The organism is Elstera cyanobacteriorum, from assembly GCF_002251735.1.
In the GTDB taxonomy this organism is placed as follows: Bacteria; Pseudomonadota; Alphaproteobacteria; order Elsterales; family Elsteraceae; genus Elstera; species Elstera cyanobacteriorum.
Map to the genome: position 1 here is coordinate 1 of NZ_NOXS01000024.1, position 18,899 is coordinate 18,899.

Annotated in this window: 14 protein-coding genes and 2 tRNA genes; 7 read left to right on the top strand and 9 right to left on the bottom strand. The window is 64.0% G+C overall.

All coding sequences use genetic code 11. The features are described from left to right. Nucleotides 1-195: 195 nt before the first annotated feature. Nucleotides 196-272 (top strand) — tRNA-Met (locus CHR90_RS02430). A gap of 273 nt (nucleotides 273-545) precedes the next feature. On the opposite strand, the gene CHR90_RS02435 is transcribed toward CHR90_RS02430, so the two are convergent. Further along, nucleotides 546-1,421: a GNAT family N-acetyltransferase gene (locus CHR90_RS02435; RefSeq protein WP_094407364.1), complete on the bottom strand. Its 876-nt coding sequence runs from the start codon at nucleotides 1,419-1,421 to the stop codon at nucleotides 546-548. Nucleotides 1,422-1,554: 133 nt separating this feature from the next. Here CHR90_RS02435 and CHR90_RS02440 point away from each other — a divergent pair, with 133 nt between their 5' ends. Next, nucleotides 1,555-2,520, top strand: a complete 966-nt coding sequence (locus CHR90_RS02440; protein ID WP_094407366.1) for a glycosyltransferase family 2 protein — start codon at nucleotides 1,555-1,557, stop codon at nucleotides 2,518-2,520. A 26-nt stretch (nucleotides 2,521-2,546) separates the two neighbouring features. Here CHR90_RS02440 and CHR90_RS02445 read toward each other — a convergent pair whose 3' ends face one another. From CHR90_RS02445 to CHR90_RS02465, 5 genes are read right to left on the bottom strand one after another with little or no spacing between them, the layout of a single operon-like run. After that, nucleotides 2,547-3,689, bottom strand: a complete 1,143-nt coding sequence (locus CHR90_RS02445) for an NAD(P)/FAD-dependent oxidoreductase (protein WP_094407368.1) — start codon at nucleotides 3,687-3,689, stop codon at nucleotides 2,547-2,549. After that, nucleotides 3,686-4,117 (bottom strand): hypothetical protein, encoded by a 432-nt coding sequence (locus CHR90_RS02450; RefSeq protein WP_094407370.1) that lies wholly within the window; start codon nucleotides 4,115-4,117, stop codon nucleotides 3,686-3,688. Before CHR90_RS02450 ends, CHR90_RS02445 begins: the two co-directional genes overlap by 4 nt. Then, nucleotides 4,114-6,753 (bottom strand): LodA/GoxA family CTQ-dependent oxidase, encoded by a 2,640-nt coding sequence (locus CHR90_RS02455; RefSeq protein WP_094407372.1) that lies wholly within the window; start codon nucleotides 6,751-6,753, stop codon nucleotides 4,114-4,116. Before CHR90_RS02455 ends, CHR90_RS02450 begins: the two co-directional genes overlap by 4 nt. A gap of 60 nt (nucleotides 6,754-6,813) precedes the next feature. Continuing rightward, nucleotides 6,814-8,847, bottom strand: coding sequence for a tyrosinase family protein (locus CHR90_RS02460; RefSeq protein ID WP_094407375.1), 2,034 nt, complete (start codon nucleotides 8,845-8,847; stop codon nucleotides 6,814-6,816). After that, the gene (locus tag CHR90_RS02465; protein ID WP_094407377.1) at nucleotides 8,834-10,954 is read right to left on the bottom strand and encodes a multicopper oxidase family protein; all 2,121 of its coding nucleotides are present in this window, start codon (nucleotides 10,952-10,954) and stop codon (nucleotides 8,834-8,836) included. Before CHR90_RS02465 ends, CHR90_RS02460 begins: the two co-directional genes overlap by 14 nt. A gap of 220 nt (nucleotides 10,955-11,174) precedes the next feature. On the opposite strand from CHR90_RS02465, the gene CHR90_RS02470 reads away from it, so the two are divergent. Further along, entirely contained in the window at nucleotides 11,175-11,825 is a 651-nt protein-coding gene (locus CHR90_RS02470) for a copper chaperone (protein ID WP_170941265.1), read from the top strand. A 454-nt stretch (nucleotides 11,826-12,279) separates the two neighbouring features. Here the strand turns inward: CHR90_RS02470 and CHR90_RS02475 are convergent. The 3 genes from CHR90_RS02475 to cobS form a co-directional block, all read right to left on the bottom strand. After that, nucleotides 12,280-12,354, bottom strand: a tRNA-Thr gene (locus CHR90_RS02475). Nucleotides 12,355-12,523: 169 nt separating this feature from the next. After that, nucleotides 12,524-13,141: a histidine phosphatase family protein gene (locus CHR90_RS02480; RefSeq protein ID WP_094407381.1), complete on the bottom strand. Its 618-nt coding sequence runs from the start codon at nucleotides 13,139-13,141 to the stop codon at nucleotides 12,524-12,526. Continuing rightward, nucleotides 13,138-13,905 (bottom strand): adenosylcobinamide-GDP ribazoletransferase, encoded by a 768-nt coding sequence (gene cobS, locus CHR90_RS02485; protein WP_094407383.1) that lies wholly within the window; start codon nucleotides 13,903-13,905, stop codon nucleotides 13,138-13,140. Before cobS ends, CHR90_RS02480 begins: the two co-directional genes overlap by 4 nt. Before the next feature lie 166 nt (nucleotides 13,906-14,071). Here cobS and cobT point away from each other — a divergent pair, with 166 nt between their 5' ends. The 4 genes from cobT to CHR90_RS02505 all read left to right on the top strand — a co-directional run bounded on the left by cobT (nucleotide 14,072) and on the right by CHR90_RS02505 (nucleotide 18,838). Beyond that, a complete protein-coding gene (gene cobT, locus CHR90_RS02490; RefSeq protein WP_094407385.1) occupies nucleotides 14,072-15,154 on the top strand; it encodes a nicotinate-nucleotide--dimethylbenzimidazole phosphoribosyltransferase in 1,083 nt (360 codons plus the stop codon). A gap of 124 nt (nucleotides 15,155-15,278) precedes the next feature. Then, nucleotides 15,279-15,647: a YciI family protein gene (locus tag CHR90_RS02495; protein ID WP_094407387.1), complete on the top strand. Its 369-nt coding sequence runs from the start codon at nucleotides 15,279-15,281 to the stop codon at nucleotides 15,645-15,647. Between the two features lie 11 nt (nucleotides 15,648-15,658). Further along, nucleotides 15,659-16,867, top strand: a complete 1,209-nt coding sequence (locus tag CHR90_RS02500; protein WP_094407390.1) for an RNA polymerase sigma factor — start codon at nucleotides 15,659-15,661, stop codon at nucleotides 16,865-16,867. 255 nt (nucleotides 16,868-17,122) lie between these two features. Continuing rightward, the gene (locus tag CHR90_RS02505) at nucleotides 17,123-18,838 is read left to right on the top strand and encodes a DEAD/DEAH box helicase (RefSeq protein ID WP_094407392.1); all 1,716 of its coding nucleotides are present in this window, start codon (nucleotides 17,123-17,125) and stop codon (nucleotides 18,836-18,838) included. Nucleotides 18,839-18,899: the final 61 nt, after the last annotated feature.

Here is an 18,899-nt window from a genome sequence, read left to right on the forward strand (position 1 = left end):
CAACACATATAACTCCGTCACCCTCTCCAAAAATAAACCCGCTCAAGTAGGCGCAAGCCGATAGCGCAAAAAACACCGTCCTCAAGCAGCGCTACGCGCGGTAGGACAAACAAACACCGTCCTCAAGTAGCGCTACGCGCGGTAGGACAAACAAGCGCGCTCAAGTAGGCGTAAGCCGATAGCGCAAAAAAATAACGCGGGGTGGAGCAGCCCGGTAGCTCGTCAGGCTCATAACCTGAAGGCCGCAGGTTCAAATCCTGCCCCCGCAACCAAAAAAGACCAAAATCCCCGCAAATCAAACGATCTGCGGGGATTGTTATCTCTTTATTCTGGGATCGGTGGAACTGCGGGTAGAGGCTGCTGCCGACCGCTCTATTTGGGGGCGGGGGCAGCAGATATCGCAGGATTAAATCCGCGCCACCACGCTTTTCAGTTTGCAGTAGCTGCGCAAGCCTTCCATGCCCTTTTCGCNTGCCGCTAATCTCATTCAGAGATCAGCGGCTTTCTCATTTTAACCTGAGGCCATTCAGGCTGGATGACCGACTTCAGCCGAATTCGAAAGAGCTGACACCGAAGACCCGGGAGACCGGCGGCGCGCTGTTGGCGCCGAGCACCATGCGAGCACAGCCGAAGGATTGACGCCAGCCACGCGCCTCGACGAGGTGTTGGGCAGGCCGGTTTGGTTCCGGCACGTCCAGCGCTACCGGGGCGCCAGCGATGGCGGCGAGCAGGGTTTCTAGCAGGCGACCGGCGTCTTCCGCACTGTCGGCATAGAGCGGTCCGATCTTGTAGCCGCTGTGGCAGGGGCGGGCAAAGCCATAGCCGCTGATCGCCCCGCTTTCCGACCGCACGGCAAAGCCCTTGCCGCCGGGCACCGTTAGCCAGCGACGCATGAAATCGGCGCGGTCGAGACCAGAGACCGCTGCGTCGTACCCTAGCACCGCGTCCCACCCGATCCGGTCCAGCGCCACCGCGCCTGCATCGGCTTGCCCCTGGGCGATGTCTTCATAGCGCAGGTCGCGATAGAGCAGCGTGAACCCATCGGCAGCATAGACGGGGGCCATGTTGAAGACGCCGTCCAGGCCGATGGGCGCCCCCGGCTTTAAGCGGGTTCGATGGCGGCGGAGGATGTCTTGCCAGAAGGGGCGTCCCAGCCCCTGACGGCGCAGGTCGCGGCGCAGGATATAGAGGCCCAAGAACCCGGCGGTGCCGCCATAGGCGATGATGCTGGCCCCACCCGCGAGAGCGCCATCCTGGCGCAGCGCTATAAAGGCGCCGGGATCATAACCCCAGGCGACATCGATATCGGCAAGGCCGGGATTCCATCCTTCTTCTGCCGCCCAGTCCCCGAGTTGATCGGCTTCGGCGCGCGTCATCGGCGCGATTTCATACCCTGGCGGAAAGCCCTCGATCCTTGTCATGCGCTGGTAGGCTCCCGGAAAAGACAGAGTCTTTATGCATCTGCAAGGTAGCCAATCATGCCAGTCGAAAACAGGGGGAGGATATCGGGCTTTCGCTGCGGCGGGTTGGCGCGATACAGGCTATGGTGCCCGAATGCGCCACCGCCCCCTTGTGACCCTCATCGTTCCTGGCTTTGATGTTGCGCCTTACGCGCCGGAGGCCCTCGCCTCGTTGCAGGCGCAGACCCTGACCAACTGGGTTGCGATCCTCGTCGACGACGCCTCCAGCGACGCGACCGGCGCGATCTTCGAGCGCGCTGCGGCGGCTGATCCGCGGTTCCGCGCCGTGCGGCTTTCCCGGTGCGGCGGTCTGGGGGCCGCGCGCAATATTGGCCTGGGTCACGTTGAGACGCCCTATGTCGGCTTTCTCGATGCCGACGATGTGCTGATGCCGGGGGCGCTCGCGCGCCTCGTCGGCATGCTTGAGGCGAGCGGTAGCGATTTCGTACTCGGCGCCTATGTGCGGCTGCGCCCCAACGCGGACGGCGGTTATTCGGCGGGCGAGGTGCAGCCCTGGATCGCGGCAGCGACGGCGCCGGAGCGCATCGGCACGACGATTGACGCGCACCCCGAGGCCTCCGCGAATATCGTGGCTTGGTCCAAGGTCAGTCGGCATGATTTTTGGGTCCGCCACGGTCTGCGCTTCCCCGAGGGGAAGCTTTATGAGGACCAAATCGTCGCCCAGACCATGTATGCGCGCGCCCGTCGCTTCGATGTCGTCCCCGATGTGATCGTGCAGTGGCGGGTGCGGGCTGATGGCTCGTCGATCACCCAGCGCGAGGCGCAGCTTGACGTGCTGCGCGATTGTCTGGAGGCGATGGAGGCCGGGCTGTGCGTCTTGGAGACGACGGGGCATGCGTTGGCCGCCCAAGTGCGCGTCCGCACGATCTTGACGATGGATCTGCCGCGCCTGAGCCAAATCGCGCGGGATCATCCGTCTGGTGCTTACCGCTACGCGCTCGGCCAATTCGCGCGGGGCATGGCGGACCGCGCCGTCGCCGCCCGGATCGGGCTACCCCCTGAGGCTGAGACGGCTTTGACCGAGGCCTGCGGCTGGTAATACCTGCCCGAGACAGGTGACCGACTTTATCGAGCACCTTCGAGCGTCAGGTGCGGCTGGGCTGTCCGCATGTCCGCCGGAAACGCGGAGTGTGCGAGGCGCCGGTGCCAGAACACTGCCGTCGGCCAGCGGGTTTCCGCGCGGTAATGTTGGGCAAGGGTGGCGCGGTAGTGGCTGAATTCCCCCTGCACCAAGGTCTCATAGCGGGCGCGCGCGGTATCGGCTTTGCCGTCCAAGCAGTCGAGCGCGGCATAGGCGGCGAAGCAGCCGGAGCGGAGGGCCTTGGCGATGCCTTGCGAGGAGAGCGGCTCGAACGTGCAGGCGGCGTCCCCCGCCGCGATCCAATCGGGACCGGTGAGGGGGGAAATCACGCTGGAAGAGGCTGAACAGGTATGGGTGCCGAGGAGGGTTGCGCCTTGACTCAATCCGGCCGCGATGAGGGTGGTTTTGCCCAAGCGCGCCGCCCAATCGGGGCTGTCGCGGAAACTTTGGCGCAGCAGATCGGCATCGGTCAGAAAGCCGATGGTTCGCCCGCCGCGGGGGGGTGCGGCGGCGTACCACCAGCCCTCTGGCGTGGCTTCGAGCAGAAACCGGTGGTCGCCCGGCGTCTCTTCCCGATAGAAAGCGAGATGGGCGGCCAGCCGGTCGCTTACTTGGGGTTTCGCCCCAACGGCCCCTAAAAAACCGCGCCGCCGCCCGGTAGCCCAGATGGTGAAACCGGCGTCGAGGGGCGGGCGGTGTGCGATGGATAATCGCCAGCCGCCGCCCGGTAGCGGTTGGGCAGTGGTGACGCGGGCTTTCTGGTCCAGCTTAGCCCCGCGTTCGGCGGCGGCGTGCGCGAGCAATTGATCGAAGCGGTTGCGGTCGAGGTGCCAGTCACCGCCCTGTGCCGCGAACAGGGCATTGCGTTCAGCCACCCGGTCACTGCCCCAGAGCAGCGCGAGGCCCGGGGCGGGGACGGCAGCCGGGGCCACCGCCGCCGCCACGCCCAACTGCCGGAGCATTTCGGCCCCGGCGGCGGGTAGCACTTCCCCCGGCCTGAACCGGGGGGCGTCACCGGCGTCGAGCAGCCGAACCGTCAAACCAGGGGCGTGCGCCCTGAGCGCCAGCGCCGCCGCCGATCCCGCAGGACCGGCGCCGACGATGGCGATATCGACCCGGTCGGTCACACCGACTGCCGGACAGCGTAGAAGGAGGCGACGACCCCGGCGGGGTTCACCGTCCCCGGCGAACTGCCCGAATGGGGGATAACGCGGGTGATGGAGCCGATCAGCGCCGGGGTTTGCAGCGTCGGGCTGCTATTCGGCCAGACGGGCACGGCAAGGGCGAAATAATCGTAGATCCATTCCTCGCCATTGACGACGCCCGACCCGCGAAAGCGCGTCGGTTCCGCCGACCCGAAGCCGAACCCGCCGTACAGCGCCAACTGCCAGCCGGGGCCGCCGATGGTGCCGGTCAGCGATCCGGCGGCATCTTGGGCGATGACTAACGTGCCGCGCCCAAATTCCAGATCGTTGAAATCGGTGGCAAGATTGGGATCGTTCAGCAGGCTGCGATAAGCCCAGGTGCCGATAAAGGGATTGAGCGGGGCAGTCATGGCGTATCCTTTCCACGTTCGACGCCGATGAAGCGCGGCTGATCGAGTTGAGGGCTGTTGAGCACATCGGGCGGCAGGGTGGGGTTGAGGACGACGAAGCTAAGGCCGGTCCAGCCCGTCACCATTTTCAAATCGCCCGCGCTGGTTTGCGGAATGCCGCGCGACCAGTTGAGGGCGCTGGTGGTTTGAAGATTGCCGCTGCCGTCGTCGATTAATTCGGCCACTTGCAGCGGGCGATGGGCGGGCCACCACATGGTTTCCCAGGTCTTTTGTTCGCGCGCCATCACCGGATCGGCTGGATTGGTCGGGTCGATCTGGTTCCACATCTCATAGGTGATGTTGATGGTCTGGGTGGTGCATTCGTTGAAATCCGCCTGCCAGGGCAGGGCGCTGGTCTTGGTTAGATCGCCCGGTTGCAGGCCCACGGCGTAATTACTGTCCTGGGACAGATCGTCTTCCGCATAGCCGATATAGGTCATAGGGTTGACGGTGCCCCGGCGGGCATTGGCTTGGGCGGCGGTTTCCGCGAAGCTGGCGAAGGTCGGGTCGGCCTTCAGCCGGTATGGTTCGTACCAAACGCCGGGGTTGCGGATGATCCAGCAGACCTCCGCCCCCGGGAAAAACGCCCCGCCGAGCATATTGCTGAGCACACCTTGGTCGAGCTGCCGTCCGGTAACAATCGGCCCGCGCGGGTAGGGCTGCCACGGATTGACCGCAGCCGCCGGAACGAAGCCCGCCGTTACCTCGTTGATGAATTTCCCTTCCGCCCATTGCCGCAGCAGATAAAGCTGCAGGTCGGTCAGGCGCAGGAACTTCGACGGTGTGTCATTATACTTGGGATTATCGCCCGCCAGCAGCGGCATCAGCGGCAGATGGTAGGTGCGCGTGGTGGGATCGCCCTGGACGCGGAAGACGTTTTCCTCCCCCGGACGGCGCAGCACATCGAATAGAAACTGCCGCATCGGCCCATAGGGATCGTTGAGCGCCGCTAGTTCCGCCGCTTCAAACGCCTGCACCAGCAGCCTGCCGGAACGGAATTCCGTCAGGACGCGGGCGATGGCATCGACCAAATGTTCATTCGGATCGGCGGGTTTGGCGGCCTTATTCTCCGCCCGCCGCGCCAGCAACCGGGTGACGGCCTGGGGCGGCACCAGCAGGGTGTGAACGGCATCGCGCAGGGTTTGCCCGGCTTTTTCATAGGCTTCTGTCGGCGCCTGATGCAGTTTTTGCCAGCGCTTTAAGTAAGCGTCCGGCGTTTCTTCCGGTTTCAGCGGCGCGACCGTCTGAACGAAATCGGCAAACGCCTGATTGAGTTTGACGATCAATCCGTCGAGATCGGCCCCATCCGGCGCATCCCGTTCCCGCCGCATCAGGGCCGGTTCCAGCGCTTCCGCGCCGAGGGTGCCGAGCGAATGGCTGTAGAGGGCCAACTCCTTGCGGCGCTTCAATTGCCCCGGCGACAGGAAAGGCTGTTCGCCCAGCCGGTAGGGATCGAAGGTGCCGCGCTGCGATTGGTCGTGCGGCATATTCGATTGCAGCAGGATATTACTGACCCAATTGAATTCATTGGGACGGAACAAAATCGGCCAGATATCGCGCCAGAACCACGGTTTATAGTCCGGGTTCCATTCCAGCCTGCCGTCGCGCCAGAAGCTCAATTCCCCTTCGTTGTGGGGATCGATGCGTTGCGGGTCTTTGAACGTGCCCGCCGTGCCGTAGAGATCGGGGCGATAGGCGAATTGTTGGACCGCGACATCCTCGATCACCTCATCAAGCGTGATCATATCCAGCATTTCCGGCGCATAGCGCGGATAGCCGCTGATCACCCAGGCGGGATATTCGACGTCGATAAAGCGGGTGCTCTGCACGTCTTCCGAAAACATCACCAGCCGCGCCGTGACCGAGCCATCGGCGGTATCGTCGAACCAGCCGTCGGTATTGGCGTAATTATCGATGCGCGGTTGACCGACGCCGCTTTTGTAGCTGCCGGAATTGCCGAAACCGCCGAGGACGAGCAGTCGCCCGTCGTCATCGACCAGCGCCGTGCCGAGCGTGTCGATATCCTTCGGCCAGAGGCCTTTCGGTGGAAAGGTGGTGGCATAGCCGGGGTTGCCGTCGCGGCTAAACTCCGCCCGGCGCCGGTCGCGCAGGTTCACGATCTGCGGGCCGGGGTCGATGATCAACTGCTGGCGGGCGTTCGGGTCGGTAATATCGGCATTGCGGCGCGGATGGTCCGCCGGATAGCCGGTTTCGCCGGAAAGCCCGCGAAATTCGTACCAGACCGCCTTTTTATTGGCGACATGGACCTGCCAGATAATATCGACCAGCGTGCCGCTATTGCCGCCGCCCTTGATCCGGTCGCCGATTTTCAGCACCCGACCGTCCGGGTGCTCGTCGTCGTAGACATAGAGTTGGAAGCGGGCGGCCTGGCGCTTGATGCGGCCTTCGGCATCTTTGAAGGTCGAAACCGGGATGTCCTTCAGCCCATCGGGCGTGCGCTTCGGGTTGCCAAGCGCGTCGCACTCGATGGGGCGGGCGGCGGGATGTTCGGGGGCAATATAAAACTCGTCGGGACTATTCCCCAGTCGGGCGATGCCGATAGCGGGGTGAATCTGATACCGGGGGGTGGTGGCCATTCGGGTTCCCTCGCGCTCAGGCAGAGCACTCCCTTACCAAGGGCGTGCTCTGCGGCGGCCTTAATCGTGGAAGTTCAGCGATACGCCGTCGAGGCGCAGCAATTCCTTGTCTTCCTGATAATCCGCGCCGATCACCACCAGGGTCAGGGTGATCTGCGCCGCGCCAGCGTCGATCAGCCGTCGGACGGTCTGGGTGACATCGATCCGGTGATTGCGCGGGGTATTCATCGTCCGATTGCGCGGATCGCTGGCGCGGTCCTGCACCCGGCCCTGAACGCTGGGAATATCGCAATGCCCCGGCCCGCCGTAGCAGGGGCCGTGACCGAAGACGGCGAGATACCCGGCATAGCCGGTATCGGGGCGCAGTGGCGTACTGGCGTCGGCCTGCGGATTGTTCAAAAAGACCCGGATGAAGCAGGAGCGCGGGAGCTGCGGCACGCGGTGCAACCGCACCTCCGCCGATCCGAAGCCCGCCTTGACCGCCGCCGGGACCGGAATTTCCTTGGACCGGAACCGCCCAACCGGCGCGGTCAGCCCGACCGGGACGATATGGGTGCTTTTGACATATTCATAGCCGAAGCGATGAATATCGAGCGTGTTCTGCACCGTATACCCCCAGGGGGTCATCACCGCATCCAGGTTTTGCGGCAGGCTGTCCGGGTGGGTCTGCTGCCATTCCCACCAGATGCGGTCGATGTTGGAATGCACCGGCCAAAAGACGGGATCGTAGGAGGCCGTCAGATTGCTGAACATATCGCCGAACTGCGGCTGGCTATACAGGTCTTCCCGCTTGTGGAAGCGTCGCCCCGAAACCCGCACGCCCGAAGGCGTATTGGGGTCGTACTGCGGGTTCATCCCCCCGGTCCAGATATGCATCGTGTTATGCGGGTTCTGGTCGAGGAAGCCGAAGCTGTCGTTGTAAAGACTGCCGCCGCCAAAATCGCGGTAGGTGCGCAGGCTTAGAATTTGGCGAATATCGTCAGCGGTCGGGTAATGGTAGTGGATGGCCTGATTGATCGTTTTGCCGTTGTATTCGCCGGGGTAACGCAGGGGATACCACAGCGAATTGGCTTCCAGCAGCACATCAAGGAAGGCCGGGCGCAGCGGGTTAGTAGAATAATCCACCCCGGTTGCCGCCGTCACCGCCGCGAAGAAGGTATCCTGGCTATAGAAGGTCTGGCCGACCATCGGCTGTAGCGCTTTCGCCTGCTCGGCGGGCAGCCCGGCCTTCACGAGCTCCGGCAGCGCGGCTTCGGTCAGGAAGCACATGAAGGACTGCGGGATGCGTTGACCCGTCTCCGGCTGTTCCGGGTGATAGGCCGCCATCGTGAAATCCCAGTAGGGCATGGTCACATCGGGGCAGATCGCCTGCAACGCCTGCTCGAACTCATAAAGATAGACGCGGTGCCACGGTAGGAAACGTTCCCAGCCGTGCTGGCAATGGTTCTGGTGGATCAGCGCGAGGTTATTGTAGTTGCGCGCATCCTCCGTCCATTTGTTCAGCTCATAGAGCCCTCGGAAGGCAAGGCGCAGCCGCTCAATCTGCCAGTCGCTCATGCAGTCGAGGTTCATGCGCTGCACGGGTTCGCCACGCTCGTAATGATAGGCGTTGGGATCGCCGGTTAGCAGGCCGAAGACCGGTCCCGCCAGCCCGACGACCTCGACGCGCGGCATTGCCTCGCCATCCTCAATCTCGGTGCTCAGGCTGGCCCGGCTTTCGCCAGGACATCCATCATCGATCCATTGCGCCACGGTGGCGATTTCTGCTGCTGTCAGGGCGATGCCGCCCCACGGCAGGCGGGGGTATTGCGCGCCGTCGAAGGGGGCTTCGCCCTTAAGCCCTTTGATGAGGGCCGAGCGGGCGGAGCGTGACGCCCCGCCTTTCACCGGATTGCCGCAGCACGTCAGCTCAACTTCTGGCGCGATCAGCGGCAGATCGAAAAGTTTGGCGTCCAGCAGCGCCGCGCGGTCCAGCGTCCAGAAGGCTTTCAAGCCGCCGTGATCGGCCACGGTGCCATTGGCCGCCTTTGCCAGCAGCGCCTGAACATCCGCATAGAAAACCGGTGCGTCGAGCAGGGTCTCAGTGGTGGGCATGGCTCAGGCCCCCCTTACCGTCGGGAATACCGATGGTGACGTTCTGCATCATGCCTTGGTCTTCATGGTCGAGGATGTGGCAGTGCAGAACAAACTCGCCGATATAGCGCTGATAGCGGGTGCGGATGACGATGCGGTAGTAATCCTTCGGCGGATTGGTCAATTGGCCCGGATTAAGGTTGGTCTTGACGAAGATCGTATCCTTCCACGCGCCGCTTAGGCCCGCGAATTGATTGTCGCCATCGGCCTCGGTCACGCCGGGCAGGCTGACGTCCTTACCATTCGGATCATAAACCCCGACGATCTGGAACGGGTTCACATGAATATGGAAGGGGTGGCTGACGCTGTAGGAGCGCAGTTCCCATTGTTGGGTCGCGCCGAGCAACAGATTGCGGTCCGACCGGGTAGGGTCGTAGGGAGCGGCGCCTTTCGGCACCAGATAATCGGCATAGGGAATGACGTCGAAGCTATTGCCGACCGCGAACTGCGTCGCGTTGGCATCGCCGGTGCCGATGAAGAACACCAATTCTTCCAGCTTCTGGCCGGAAGCCTTCACCTCTTCCTCCGTCACGGTCGGGTGCGGGACGAAGCGGGTCAGCTTCGGCGTCGGCTTGCCGTCCTTATCCTTGGCATTCAGGTCGGCGACGACTTCCTCCACCACGTCGGCGGGCATATGCGCCTTGGCCGATTTGGTGAGTTCTTCCACTAGCACCTTGGTCACATCCGCCGGGGCGATCTTCTTGCTGCCGCCGACCGAGACGAAGCCAAGGAAATTCACCGGTTCGTCTTGATTGGACACGCTGCCCGCCTTCGGCGTCGCGGGTTCCATCAAGCAATAAACGCCGCTTTCGGGAAAGACGGTCAGCAGATCGAAACGATAGCCAGGCTGAAGGGTTACATTCGTGCTGGTGAACGTATCCTTCATGGTCAGACCATCGGCGGCGGCGACCTGATAGGGCACCTCAAAGCCAGAACAGATCTGCTTCAGGAAGGTCGGCAGGGTCGCCTTGGTGGGCTGCGTCGGTGCGCCATTCACTGCGTTGAAGTTCGCCCGCACGATCTGCAGGTTGATGGTATCGCGCACCCCGGCGTGGATCGTGCGCCAGCGTTCGACTTGCCCGGCTTCGAGGCCCAAGAACGTCGGCAGCACGGTGCCGTTGATGCTGGTCCAGCGGCCCGACTGTTGCCAGGTGCCGGGGCCGAACTGATTGTAGCTTTCAATCACGCCGGTTTCGCCGGGTTTGCAGCTCCAATCGATCGTGCCGTCTTTATTGTACTTCAGCTTCCCCTCGGTGCCGGTGCAGGCATATTGGATCTGCTGGAAGACCAGAGTGCGGTCGGGGAAAGGTTTGGCGTCCGCCCCGGCGGAGACCAGCAGCGTATCGAGATCGCCATTGGTCGCCCCGACGCTGCCCGCCTTGCCCTGGGGCTTGCGGTCGCCCTTGATGATCAGCGCGCCCGCCATGCCGCTCGACACCTGGAGGGCGGTAGAGCCGTGGCGATGCGGATGGTACCAAAACGTGCCGGCCGGATGATCGGCGGGAATATTATATTCGTATTGGAACTTCACGCCGGGGTTCAGCGACAGCAGCACATTGTCGCTATTGCCGGTCGGGCTGACCCATAGACCGTGGGAATGAAGATTGGTGCCGTTGAAGCAATGGGGGCTGTCGGGCGTGCCGCTGGCGTTATTGCAGCTCGGATCGTCGGGAAGCTGGTTATCCAGTGAGACACGCACGGTATCACCCGGCGCCGCTTCGATCAGCGGAGCGATGAAGGGGGATTTGCTGTCGGTATCGCCGACATAGCTGCGCAGACGGACCTTCTGATAGGTATCCGTCGTTGGGTCGTAGATATCGCCTTCGGTATATTTGATGGCAAGGTCATACGCCCGTTCGGTCCCGGTGTGGGGCTTGCCCGTCGGCAGGGCGTAATTCATCTTCGGGGCGGGCAGCGGCGTCTGCTTCAGCAGCGGCGGATTGAGAAAGCTGCGCTGGGCAGGTTGCTGCGCGTGCGCGCCACCAAACCCCAGGGCGATCACCGCCGCGCCCGCCAGAACCGCCGAGACCCGCCAACCGGGGGTCTGCGTGATCAAATTTCGCCGCATGAGACACCTTTCCCATATATAAATATGCTTATAAGGCGCGATATCCTTTGACGATCGCATCGTATTTAAATACATAATAAGCAGGTTTGCGCAATTTTAAATTTAATCAGTCACAAAGGTTTAAAATTTTAAAAAAGAAGTCATGCTATAAGCACACGCATAATAATATTGGGTTGGTGCCGATAAAAAGATCAATCCTGACAGGATGAGGAGAAGCATCATGACGTTGCGTCCGTCGGCGCTGCAAATTCTTCTCCTGATGGTGGCCGCGGCGGGTTGGGGGGTGCTCTGGCATAGGGGGGGGCATCTCGCGCTGCCTGGGCAATGCGGGATTAGCTTTCATCATTGGCTAGATTGGGGATGGGACGCGCTGGCCCTGCTGATGCTGCTGAACCCGCCCGGGCCAATGCTGATGATGTGGGGGATCATGGTTGCGGCGATGATGGCGCCGCTGCTGGCCGCCCCGCTTAGCGCCGGGCGGTGGCGCGACGGTTTGGCGTTTGTGGGGATCTATTTCACGCTCTGGCTGATCGTGGGTGTGGGGGTGATGGTCTTTGCCCTCGCCCTATCGCTGCTGCCGGGCGCGCCGCTAGCCTATGGGTTGTTGATCGCCGGGCTGTGGCAGATAACCGCCTTGAAACAGCGCAGCCTGCGCCGCTGCCATGCCCACGGGCGGGACGGTGCCGTGGGCTTCACCCTCGCCTGCATCGGCGCCTGCTGGCCCTGGATGCTGCTGCCCCTGCTGGTGCCCGACAGGATGCATTTTATCGCCATGTTTGCGGCCACACTGTTGATGGCGGCGGAACGCAGTTTAGGGAGGGTGCGTTCTCTGAAAATTGGCTCGGTGAACAATAGAAAATTTTATTTTTAAATAAGATTGTAGCGGAGTCATTTATGGGGTCCGCACGGCGGCGCCATTCCAAAAGGCCACGTCTTAAGGCTGGCGAGAATAATATGTCGCGTGTTCGGGGGGAGCCTTCCCCATGTGCCGTTCGCGATACCAACCGGCTGCGTTGCGTCTCCCGGCTGGCTGGGTAAGACTTGGCGACACGCTGCACAGGTGGACCTAGTGGCCCTTCTCGTGTCCTTGCGCGCTTTCATCGGCCCAGAGACAGGCGTAGCGGATAACCGATCCCCGTTCGAGTCCGACAGGAATCTAGTGGGGCTACCGGCGGCCAACAGCTCAATATCGGCGAGGAAATGCTTCGGCGTATCAGCCGCCATGAAAGCTTGCTGGTCGAGCAGCTTTAGTCGCTTGTATTCCTCGACAGAAAGAAAACCGTTTATGGCTTCCAATCCCTAAAACGCTCATTTTTTTAGTAAACTGGTGCCGGCTCGCGGAATTGAACCGCGGACCTACTGATTACGAATCAGTTGCTCTACCCCTGAGCTAAGCCGGCAACCGGGCCTTGGGGAAACCCCACAGGCGATGCGGGCCGCACACTAGCTTTGGTCAGGGGGCTTGGCAAGAGCGAAATCTCGGCGACTCCCGTCTAATTGCACTGTCGGTCGCGTGGCGTTTCGCAGGCTCCGATAACCCCGGTCGGAGGTCGCCGTCCTTGCGAGCCGTTAACGCGCGTCGTCTTCCGATAACAGGTTGACGCCGCCGATCCGCCAACCGGGGCCGATGGCATCGATCCGCGTTAGTGATAGCGGGTCGATGCAGAACCCCAGGCTGGCGGCCAGCGGCGGCGGCTGACGGCCCTCGGTCAAGGCTAGCGCCAGGGCGGCGCGGATTGTTCCGGCGTGGGCGACGAGGATGAGATCAAGGCCTGTATGCTCGGTCGTCAAATCCCGGATTGCGGCGGCGGTGCGGGCGAACTGCGCGGCGTAGCTTTCGCCGCCGGGCGGGGCCTTATAGACCGGATCGTCCCAATAAGCGCGATAGGCGGCCTCTCCGCTGTCCCACAAATCGGCGTGGCGCTGGCTGGTCCAGGCGCCGAAATCCTGTTCCGTTAGGGCCGGTATCAGGAGGGGGCGAACATGGGTAAGGGCCTTCACCGTTTGCACGGCGCGGCGGGTGGGGGAGGCGATCCAGAGTGCCCGCGCGGGCAGGCGGCGATGCAGCGTGGCAAGGCGGGCGGCACCCGATACATCGGCCTCGGCGTCGGCATCGGGAATACGGCCCTCGGTTTGGGCGGCGGTGGGGGCGTGGCGCAGCCACCAGAAGCGGGTTGTGTCGGTCATTGCAGGCTCAAAAGACAAAGAAGGGTGATTTCAGCAATTTGTTGGCTGCCGCCGAGGGTATCGCCGGTGACGCCTTGGATTTGACGGCGGCACAGGCGGTGCATTGCCCACCAGACAAGGCCGAGGGCAAGGGCGACCGCCAGCGTAGCGGTTATTCCCTCCAGAAGAAGCGGCAGCAGCAGGCTCGGTACGGCGGCGCGTAGGCTGACCGGCAGCGCATCGGTTGCTGCGACGGCGGCGGTCAGCCCGCCCCCCTCCTCTGCGCGGCGGGCGGCGGGCAGGCCGATCCTAAGGGCGGACGGCAGCCAGCGCGACGCGCCTTGAGCGATAGCGAGCAGCGCCGGGGCGGCGGCAGGCGGTGTGGCGGCAAGCAGCCCGGCGCGGATCAGCAGCGACAGCACTAGCGCGGCGCCGCCATAGGTACCGAGGCGGCTGTCGCGCATAATCTCCAGCTTGCGGTCACGGGTCAGGCCGCCGCCGAACCCATCGGCCATATCGGCCAGCCCATCTTCGTGCAGGGCGCCGGTTAGGGCCATTTGCGCCGCCAGCGCCAGCCCGGCGGCGGCAAGCGCGGGCAGGCCAGCGGCCGAAAGCCCCCAAAACAGCCCGCCCGTTACCGCACCGATGGCGGCGCCGATCACGGGGAAGCAGTCCCCCGCCGCAGCGATCTCGGCGGCTGTCGGGGGTGGATCGAGCCGCACCGGAATCCGGGTGAGGAACAGCACGGCAAGGGCGAGGCGGCGGGGCAGGGACGGTACTGTCATGGTGACAAAACAAGTGGCGGACAATCGGGCACATGGCAATCGCTTCCGTTTCCGCCCAAGGTGCCGCCGCCTTTGGCTTTTTCGGTGCGTTGCGCGCTTGTGGTTGTGCGCTAGCCCGGCTATAGGGGCAAGGCCCGCAGTCGAGATTTGGGAAAGGTCCCTTCGCATGAGTTCCACCCCGTCGTCCGGTCGTCCCGCCAACGATACGCCCGCCCCCGATGCGCCGGTGACGCTGCAGGAACTGCGCGATTTGTTCGGCAAGCTGCCGGGGCCCGATCTGGGCGCGGCGAGCGCGGTGGCGACGCGCGAGGCGCAATTGACCAAACCGGCGGGCTCGCTTGGGCGGCTTGAAGACCTCAGCCAGTGGATGGCGGCGTGGCAGGGGCGCGCGACGCCGAAGCTGACCCGGCCGCGCGTTGCGGTTTTCGTCGCCAACCACGGGATCGCCGATCGCGGCGTTTCGGCCTATCCGGCCAGCGTGACCAAGCAGATGGTTGAAAATTTCATCCAGGGTGGCGCGGCGATCAACCAGCTTTGCACGCTGATCGACGCCGATCTGCGGGTGTACGAGCTTGATCTCGATGCCCCCACGCAGGATTTCGTCGATGCGCCCGCGATGGACGAGGCGGACTGTGCCCGGGCGATGGCCTACGGCATGATGGCCGTGGAGCAGGGCATCGACGTGCTCTGCCTCGGCGAAATGGGCATCGGTAATACCACGGTGGCGGCGGCGCTCTGTCATGGGCTGTACGGCGGCACGGCAGAAGACTGGACCGGGCCGGGAACCGGTGTGGCGGGCGATGCGCTGGCGATGAAGCGGCAGGTTGTGCAGGCGGGCGTCGCCCGGCACCGCGACCGGCTGACGGCGGCGGGCGTGGCGGATGATCCGATGCAATGGCTGGCCGCCGTCGGCGGGCTTGAGATTGCGGCGATCTGCGGTGCCATTCTGGCGGCGCGCATGGGCCGGACCCCCGTTCTACTTGACGGCTATGTGGTAACGGCGGCAGCGGCAGTGCTGCATAAGATCGACCCGCGCGCGCTCGATCATTGTCAGGTCGCCCATCTGTCCGCCGAACCCGCGCACCGGCTGCTGTGCGAGAAGATCGGCAAGAAACCGATTCTCGACCTCGGCATGCGGCTGGGCGAGGGCAGCGGCGCGGCCTTGGCGGTCACGGTTCTGAAGGCAGCGGTCGAGTGCCATACCGGTATGGCGACCTTCGAGCAGGCGGGCGTTTCCGGCCCAGTATAAAAAGCAGAAAATTTATCTGCGTCTGTCGAAATCGGGCAGGCTCGCGGCTCATGGGGGTGAGGGGAGCGTTCCTCTCCACCCCGACCGACGATTGGGGTGATCGATACCAACGGGAGACGATCCGATGCAGTATATGATCATTTTCAGCGAAACCGACGCCCAGTTCGCCCAGCGCACCGATCCTGTCCAAAGCGGCAGCTATTGGGGGGCGTGGGGGGCCTATGTTGGCGCCCTGCAAGCCTCTGGCATCGTTGTCGGCGGGCATGGCTTGCAGCCGCCCCATACGGCGACGACCGTGCGGGTGCGCGACGGGAAGCGCCAGGTGCAGGACGGGCCGTTCGCCGACTCGAAGGAACAGTTGGCGGGCTATTTTGTCGTCGATGTTCCCGATCTCGATGTGGCGTTGGAATGGGCGGCGCGCGCCCCGTCCGCCAGCTATGCCTCGGTCGAAGTGCGGCCGGTTCTACCGCCGATGCCCGCCCCCGGCGCGTAAGGCGGCCCGATATGGAGGCGCAGCGCACGGCGGAAACGGTCGCCCGCGCCTCCTATGGCCGTCTCGTCGCGCTGCTGGCGATCCGCAGTCGTGATATTGCCGCGGCGGAAGATGCGCTAGCCGAAGCCTTTCGGACTGCGCTGGAGCTTTGGCCGGTTCAGGGGGTGCCGGACCGGCCCGAGGCTTGGCTGCTAACGGCGGCGCGGCGGCATCTTGGGCATAGTTACCGGCACTCCCAAGTGCAGGCTGGGGCGGCGGCGACTCTTGACCTCTTAGCGGAAGAACGGGCGGAGGCCACGGAAGCGTTTCCCGATTCGCGGCTGAAACTGCTGTTTGTTTGCGCCCATCCGGCCATCGACCCGGCGGTGCATACGCCGCTGATGCTGCAAACCGTGCTGGGGCTGGACGCGGCGCGGATCGGCGCGGCTTTCCTGGTGCCGCCCGCCACGATGGGCCAGCGCCTTGTGCGTGCCAAAAGCAAAATCCGCGACGCGGGCATCCGCTTTGACGTGCCCGAGGCGCCCGACCTGCCCGCGCGGCTCGATGCCGTTCTGGCCGCCGTCTATGCCGCCTATGGCTCGGCCTGGGAAGCACAGCCCGGCACAGCGGTCGGGCTTGCCGAAGAAGCGCTTTATCTCGCCCGTTTGCTTACCGCGCTTCTGCCAGAGGAGCCGGAGGCGCTGGGCTTGCTGGCCCTAATCCGTTACTGCGATGCGCGCGCGGCGGCCCGGCGCGATGGGGCGGGGCGCTTTGTCCCGCTGGCAGATCAGGAGACGGCGCTTTGGTCGCGCCCAGCCTTGATCGAGGCGGAGGAGGCTTTGACCCGCGCCGCCCGGTTGCGACGGTTCGGGCGGTTTCAGACGGAAGCCGCAATCCAATCCTTTCACTGTCAGCGGCGGCTGGGGGCGGCGGTGCCGCTGACGGCCCTGGTCGCGCTCTATGACGTTTTGATGCAGATGGCCCCCTCGGTCGGCGCGGCGGTGGCGCGGGCGGCGGCGGTTGGGGAGGCCTATGGGCCGGAAGCCGGATTGGCGCAACTTGCCGCGCTCGACCCGGCAGAGGTTGCCGCCTATCAACCCTTCTGGGCGGCACGCGCCCATCTGTTGCGCTTAGCGGGCGACGGGGAGGCCGCCCGGGCCGCCTTCGACCAAGCTATTGCCTTTTCTGTCGATCCCTCCGTCCGGGCATATCTGGAAGATCAGCGTTCGGCGTGCGGTTAACATGGCTGCCCTGCGTTGCTGCGTCGCAGCATGGCTTGACTTTCCCGCGCAGAAAGGTCAGCTTCTCGCCCACATATTGGCAGCGCGTGACCGCTCGCGATTCTGTCGGCCCTTGCATTAAGGGTGCGACGCTTAGAGCGACCTGCCTCTCTCCTCCCGATAGGGCGACCCGGACACGCGGGGGGCGTCTTGATCCCCGCGCTGCCTCCTGGCCTCACTGATAGGCCGGGCCGCGCCCGTTTTGACGAGTTTTTAATGACAACTTTTGCTGACCTGGGTCTTTCCCAGGCCCTTCTCGCTTCTTTGGCGCAAGAAGGTTACGAAACGCCGACCCCGATCCAGGCCGGGGCGATTCCGACCCTGTTGGCGGGTAAGGATTTGCTGGGGATTGCCCAGACCGGTACCGGCAAGACGGCGGCTTTCGCCCTGCCGATCCTGCATCAACTCAGCCAATCGAAAATCCGCCCGTTCAAGCGCACCTGCCGTACGCTGATCCTCAGCCCGACGCGCGAGCTTGCCGGTCAGATTGCCGATAATATCCGCCTCTATGGCCGCAACCTGCCGCTGACCACCGCCGTTGTGTTCGGCGGGCAGCCGATTTTCCGCCAGGCGCGCGCGCTGGAACGCGGCGTGGATGTGCTTGTTGCCACGCCGGGCCGCCTGCTCGATCTCGTCAGCCAGAATGCCGTTTTCCTCGATAAGGTGGAAATTCTGGTGCTGGACGAAGCCGATCAGATGCTCGACCTCGGCTTCATTCATCCGATCCGCCAGATCGTGAGCATGATCCCGAAAGAACGGCAGACGCTGCTGTTCTCCGCCACCATGCCGGACAGCATCGCCAAGCTGGCCAAGGATCTGCTGAACCAGCCGGAACGGGTGGAAGTCACGCCGGTCGCCACCACCGCCGAACGCATCGTTCAAAAGGCGATTTTCGTGGATCGCGACGATAAGCGCGGCATGCTGGCCGAACTGCTGAACGATCCGGCGATCACCCGCTCGCTGGTTTTCACCCGCACGAAGCATGGCGCCGATAAGGTCGTCCGCCACCTCGATAGCGAAGGCATCCGCTCCGAAGCCATTCACGGCAATAAGTCGCAGCCGCAGCGCGAAAAGGCCCTGGCCGCTTTCCGCAACGGTTCCGTGACCGTGCTGGTTGCAACCGATATTGCCGCGCGCGGTATCGATGTCGATGGCGTCAGCCACGTTATCAACTTCGACCTGCCGAACGTCCCCGAACAATATGTCCACCGCATTGGCCGCACGGGCCGCGCGGGCCGGGAAGGGGAGGCGATTTCGTTGGTCGAACATGAGGATCGTCCGCATCTGCGCACCATCGAAACGCTGATCCGTCAGCGTTTGCCGATCGACGACCGCCGCCGCGAACCGCGCGATGATCATGATCGCGCTTTCGGTCCGGCTAAGCGTCCGGGTCGGGGCAATGGTGGCGGTGGCCGTGGCCGTCCGCAGGGTGGCGGCGAAGGCCGTTCCTTTGAAAACCGTCCGCCGCGCTCGGATCGTCCCGCCGCGCCGCGTGGCCCGCGCCCGATGGAAGCCCGGGGCGGTGACGACCGTCCGCGTCAGGACCGGCCGTTTGGCGACCGTCCCCGTCAGGATGGCCCGCGCCCGGATGGTTTCCGTCAGGAACGCTCCTTCGGCGACCGCCCGCGTGGGGATCGCCCGCAAGGGGATCGTCCGTTCGGCGACCGGCCGCGCGGTGATCGTCCTCAGGGGGATCGCCCCTTCGGTGATCGTCCGCGTGGCGAGCGCCCCCAGGGAGACCGTCCGTTCGGGGATCGTCCGCGTGGTGAACGGTCGTTCAGTGACCGTCCGCAGGGTGAACGCTCCGACCGTCCGCGCACCGGCGACCGCCCGAAAGGCGACCGCTTTAAGGGCGGCGGCCAGGGCGCCCCTGCCGGTCGCAGTTTTAGCGGTAAGCCCGCCGGTCGCAATCAGCGCCGCTCTGGGTTCTAAGATCTGCCGCTGCGGCGGTTAATCTTCAGCGGAAAGGGCCAGAGGGCGATTGTCCTCTGGC

What these genes read in the sequence shown, in the direction of transcription:
- CHR90_RS02435 (WP_094407364.1), bottom strand. Translation starts at nt 1,421, where the DNA reads ATGACAAGGATCGAGGGCTTTCCGCCAGGGTATGAAATCGCGCCGATG.
- CHR90_RS02440 (WP_094407366.1), top strand. Translation starts at nt 1,555, where the DNA reads ATGCGCCACCGCCCCCTTGTGACCCTCATCGTTCCTGGCTTTGATGTT.
- CHR90_RS02450 (WP_094407370.1), bottom strand. Translation starts at nt 4,117, where the DNA reads ATGACTGCCCCGCTCAATCCCTTTATCGGCACCTGGGCTTATCGCAGC.
- CHR90_RS02455 (WP_094407372.1), bottom strand. Translation starts at nt 6,753, where the DNA reads ATGGCCACCACCCCCCGGTATCAGATTCACCCCGCTATCGGCATCGCC.
- CHR90_RS02460 (WP_094407375.1), bottom strand. Translation starts at nt 8,847, where the DNA reads ATGCCCACCACTGAGACCCTGCTCGACGCACCGGTTTTCTATGCGGAT.
- CHR90_RS02465 (WP_094407377.1), bottom strand. Translation starts at nt 10,954, where the DNA reads ATGCGGCGAAATTTGATCACGCAGACCCCCGGTTGGCGGGTCTCGGCG.
- CHR90_RS02470 (WP_170941265.1), top strand. Translation starts at nt 11,175, where the DNA reads ATGACGTTGCGTCCGTCGGCGCTGCAAATTCTTCTCCTGATGGTGGCC.
- CHR90_RS02480 (WP_094407381.1), bottom strand. Translation starts at nt 13,141, where the DNA reads ATGACCGACACAACCCGCTTCTGGTGGCTGCGCCACGCCCCCACCGCC.
- cobS (WP_094407383.1), bottom strand. Translation starts at nt 13,905, where the DNA reads ATGACAGTACCGTCCCTGCCCCGCCGCCTCGCCCTTGCCGTGCTGTTC.
- cobT (WP_094407385.1), top strand. Translation starts at nt 14,072, where the DNA reads ATGAGTTCCACCCCGTCGTCCGGTCGTCCCGCCAACGATACGCCCGCC.
- CHR90_RS02495 (WP_094407387.1), top strand. Translation starts at nt 15,279, where the DNA reads ATGCAGTATATGATCATTTTCAGCGAAACCGACGCCCAGTTCGCCCAG.
- CHR90_RS02500 (WP_094407390.1), top strand. Translation starts at nt 15,659, where the DNA reads ATGGAGGCGCAGCGCACGGCGGAAACGGTCGCCCGCGCCTCCTATGGC.
- CHR90_RS02505 (WP_094407392.1), top strand. Translation starts at nt 17,123, where the DNA reads ATGACAACTTTTGCTGACCTGGGTCTTTCCCAGGCCCTTCTCGCTTCT.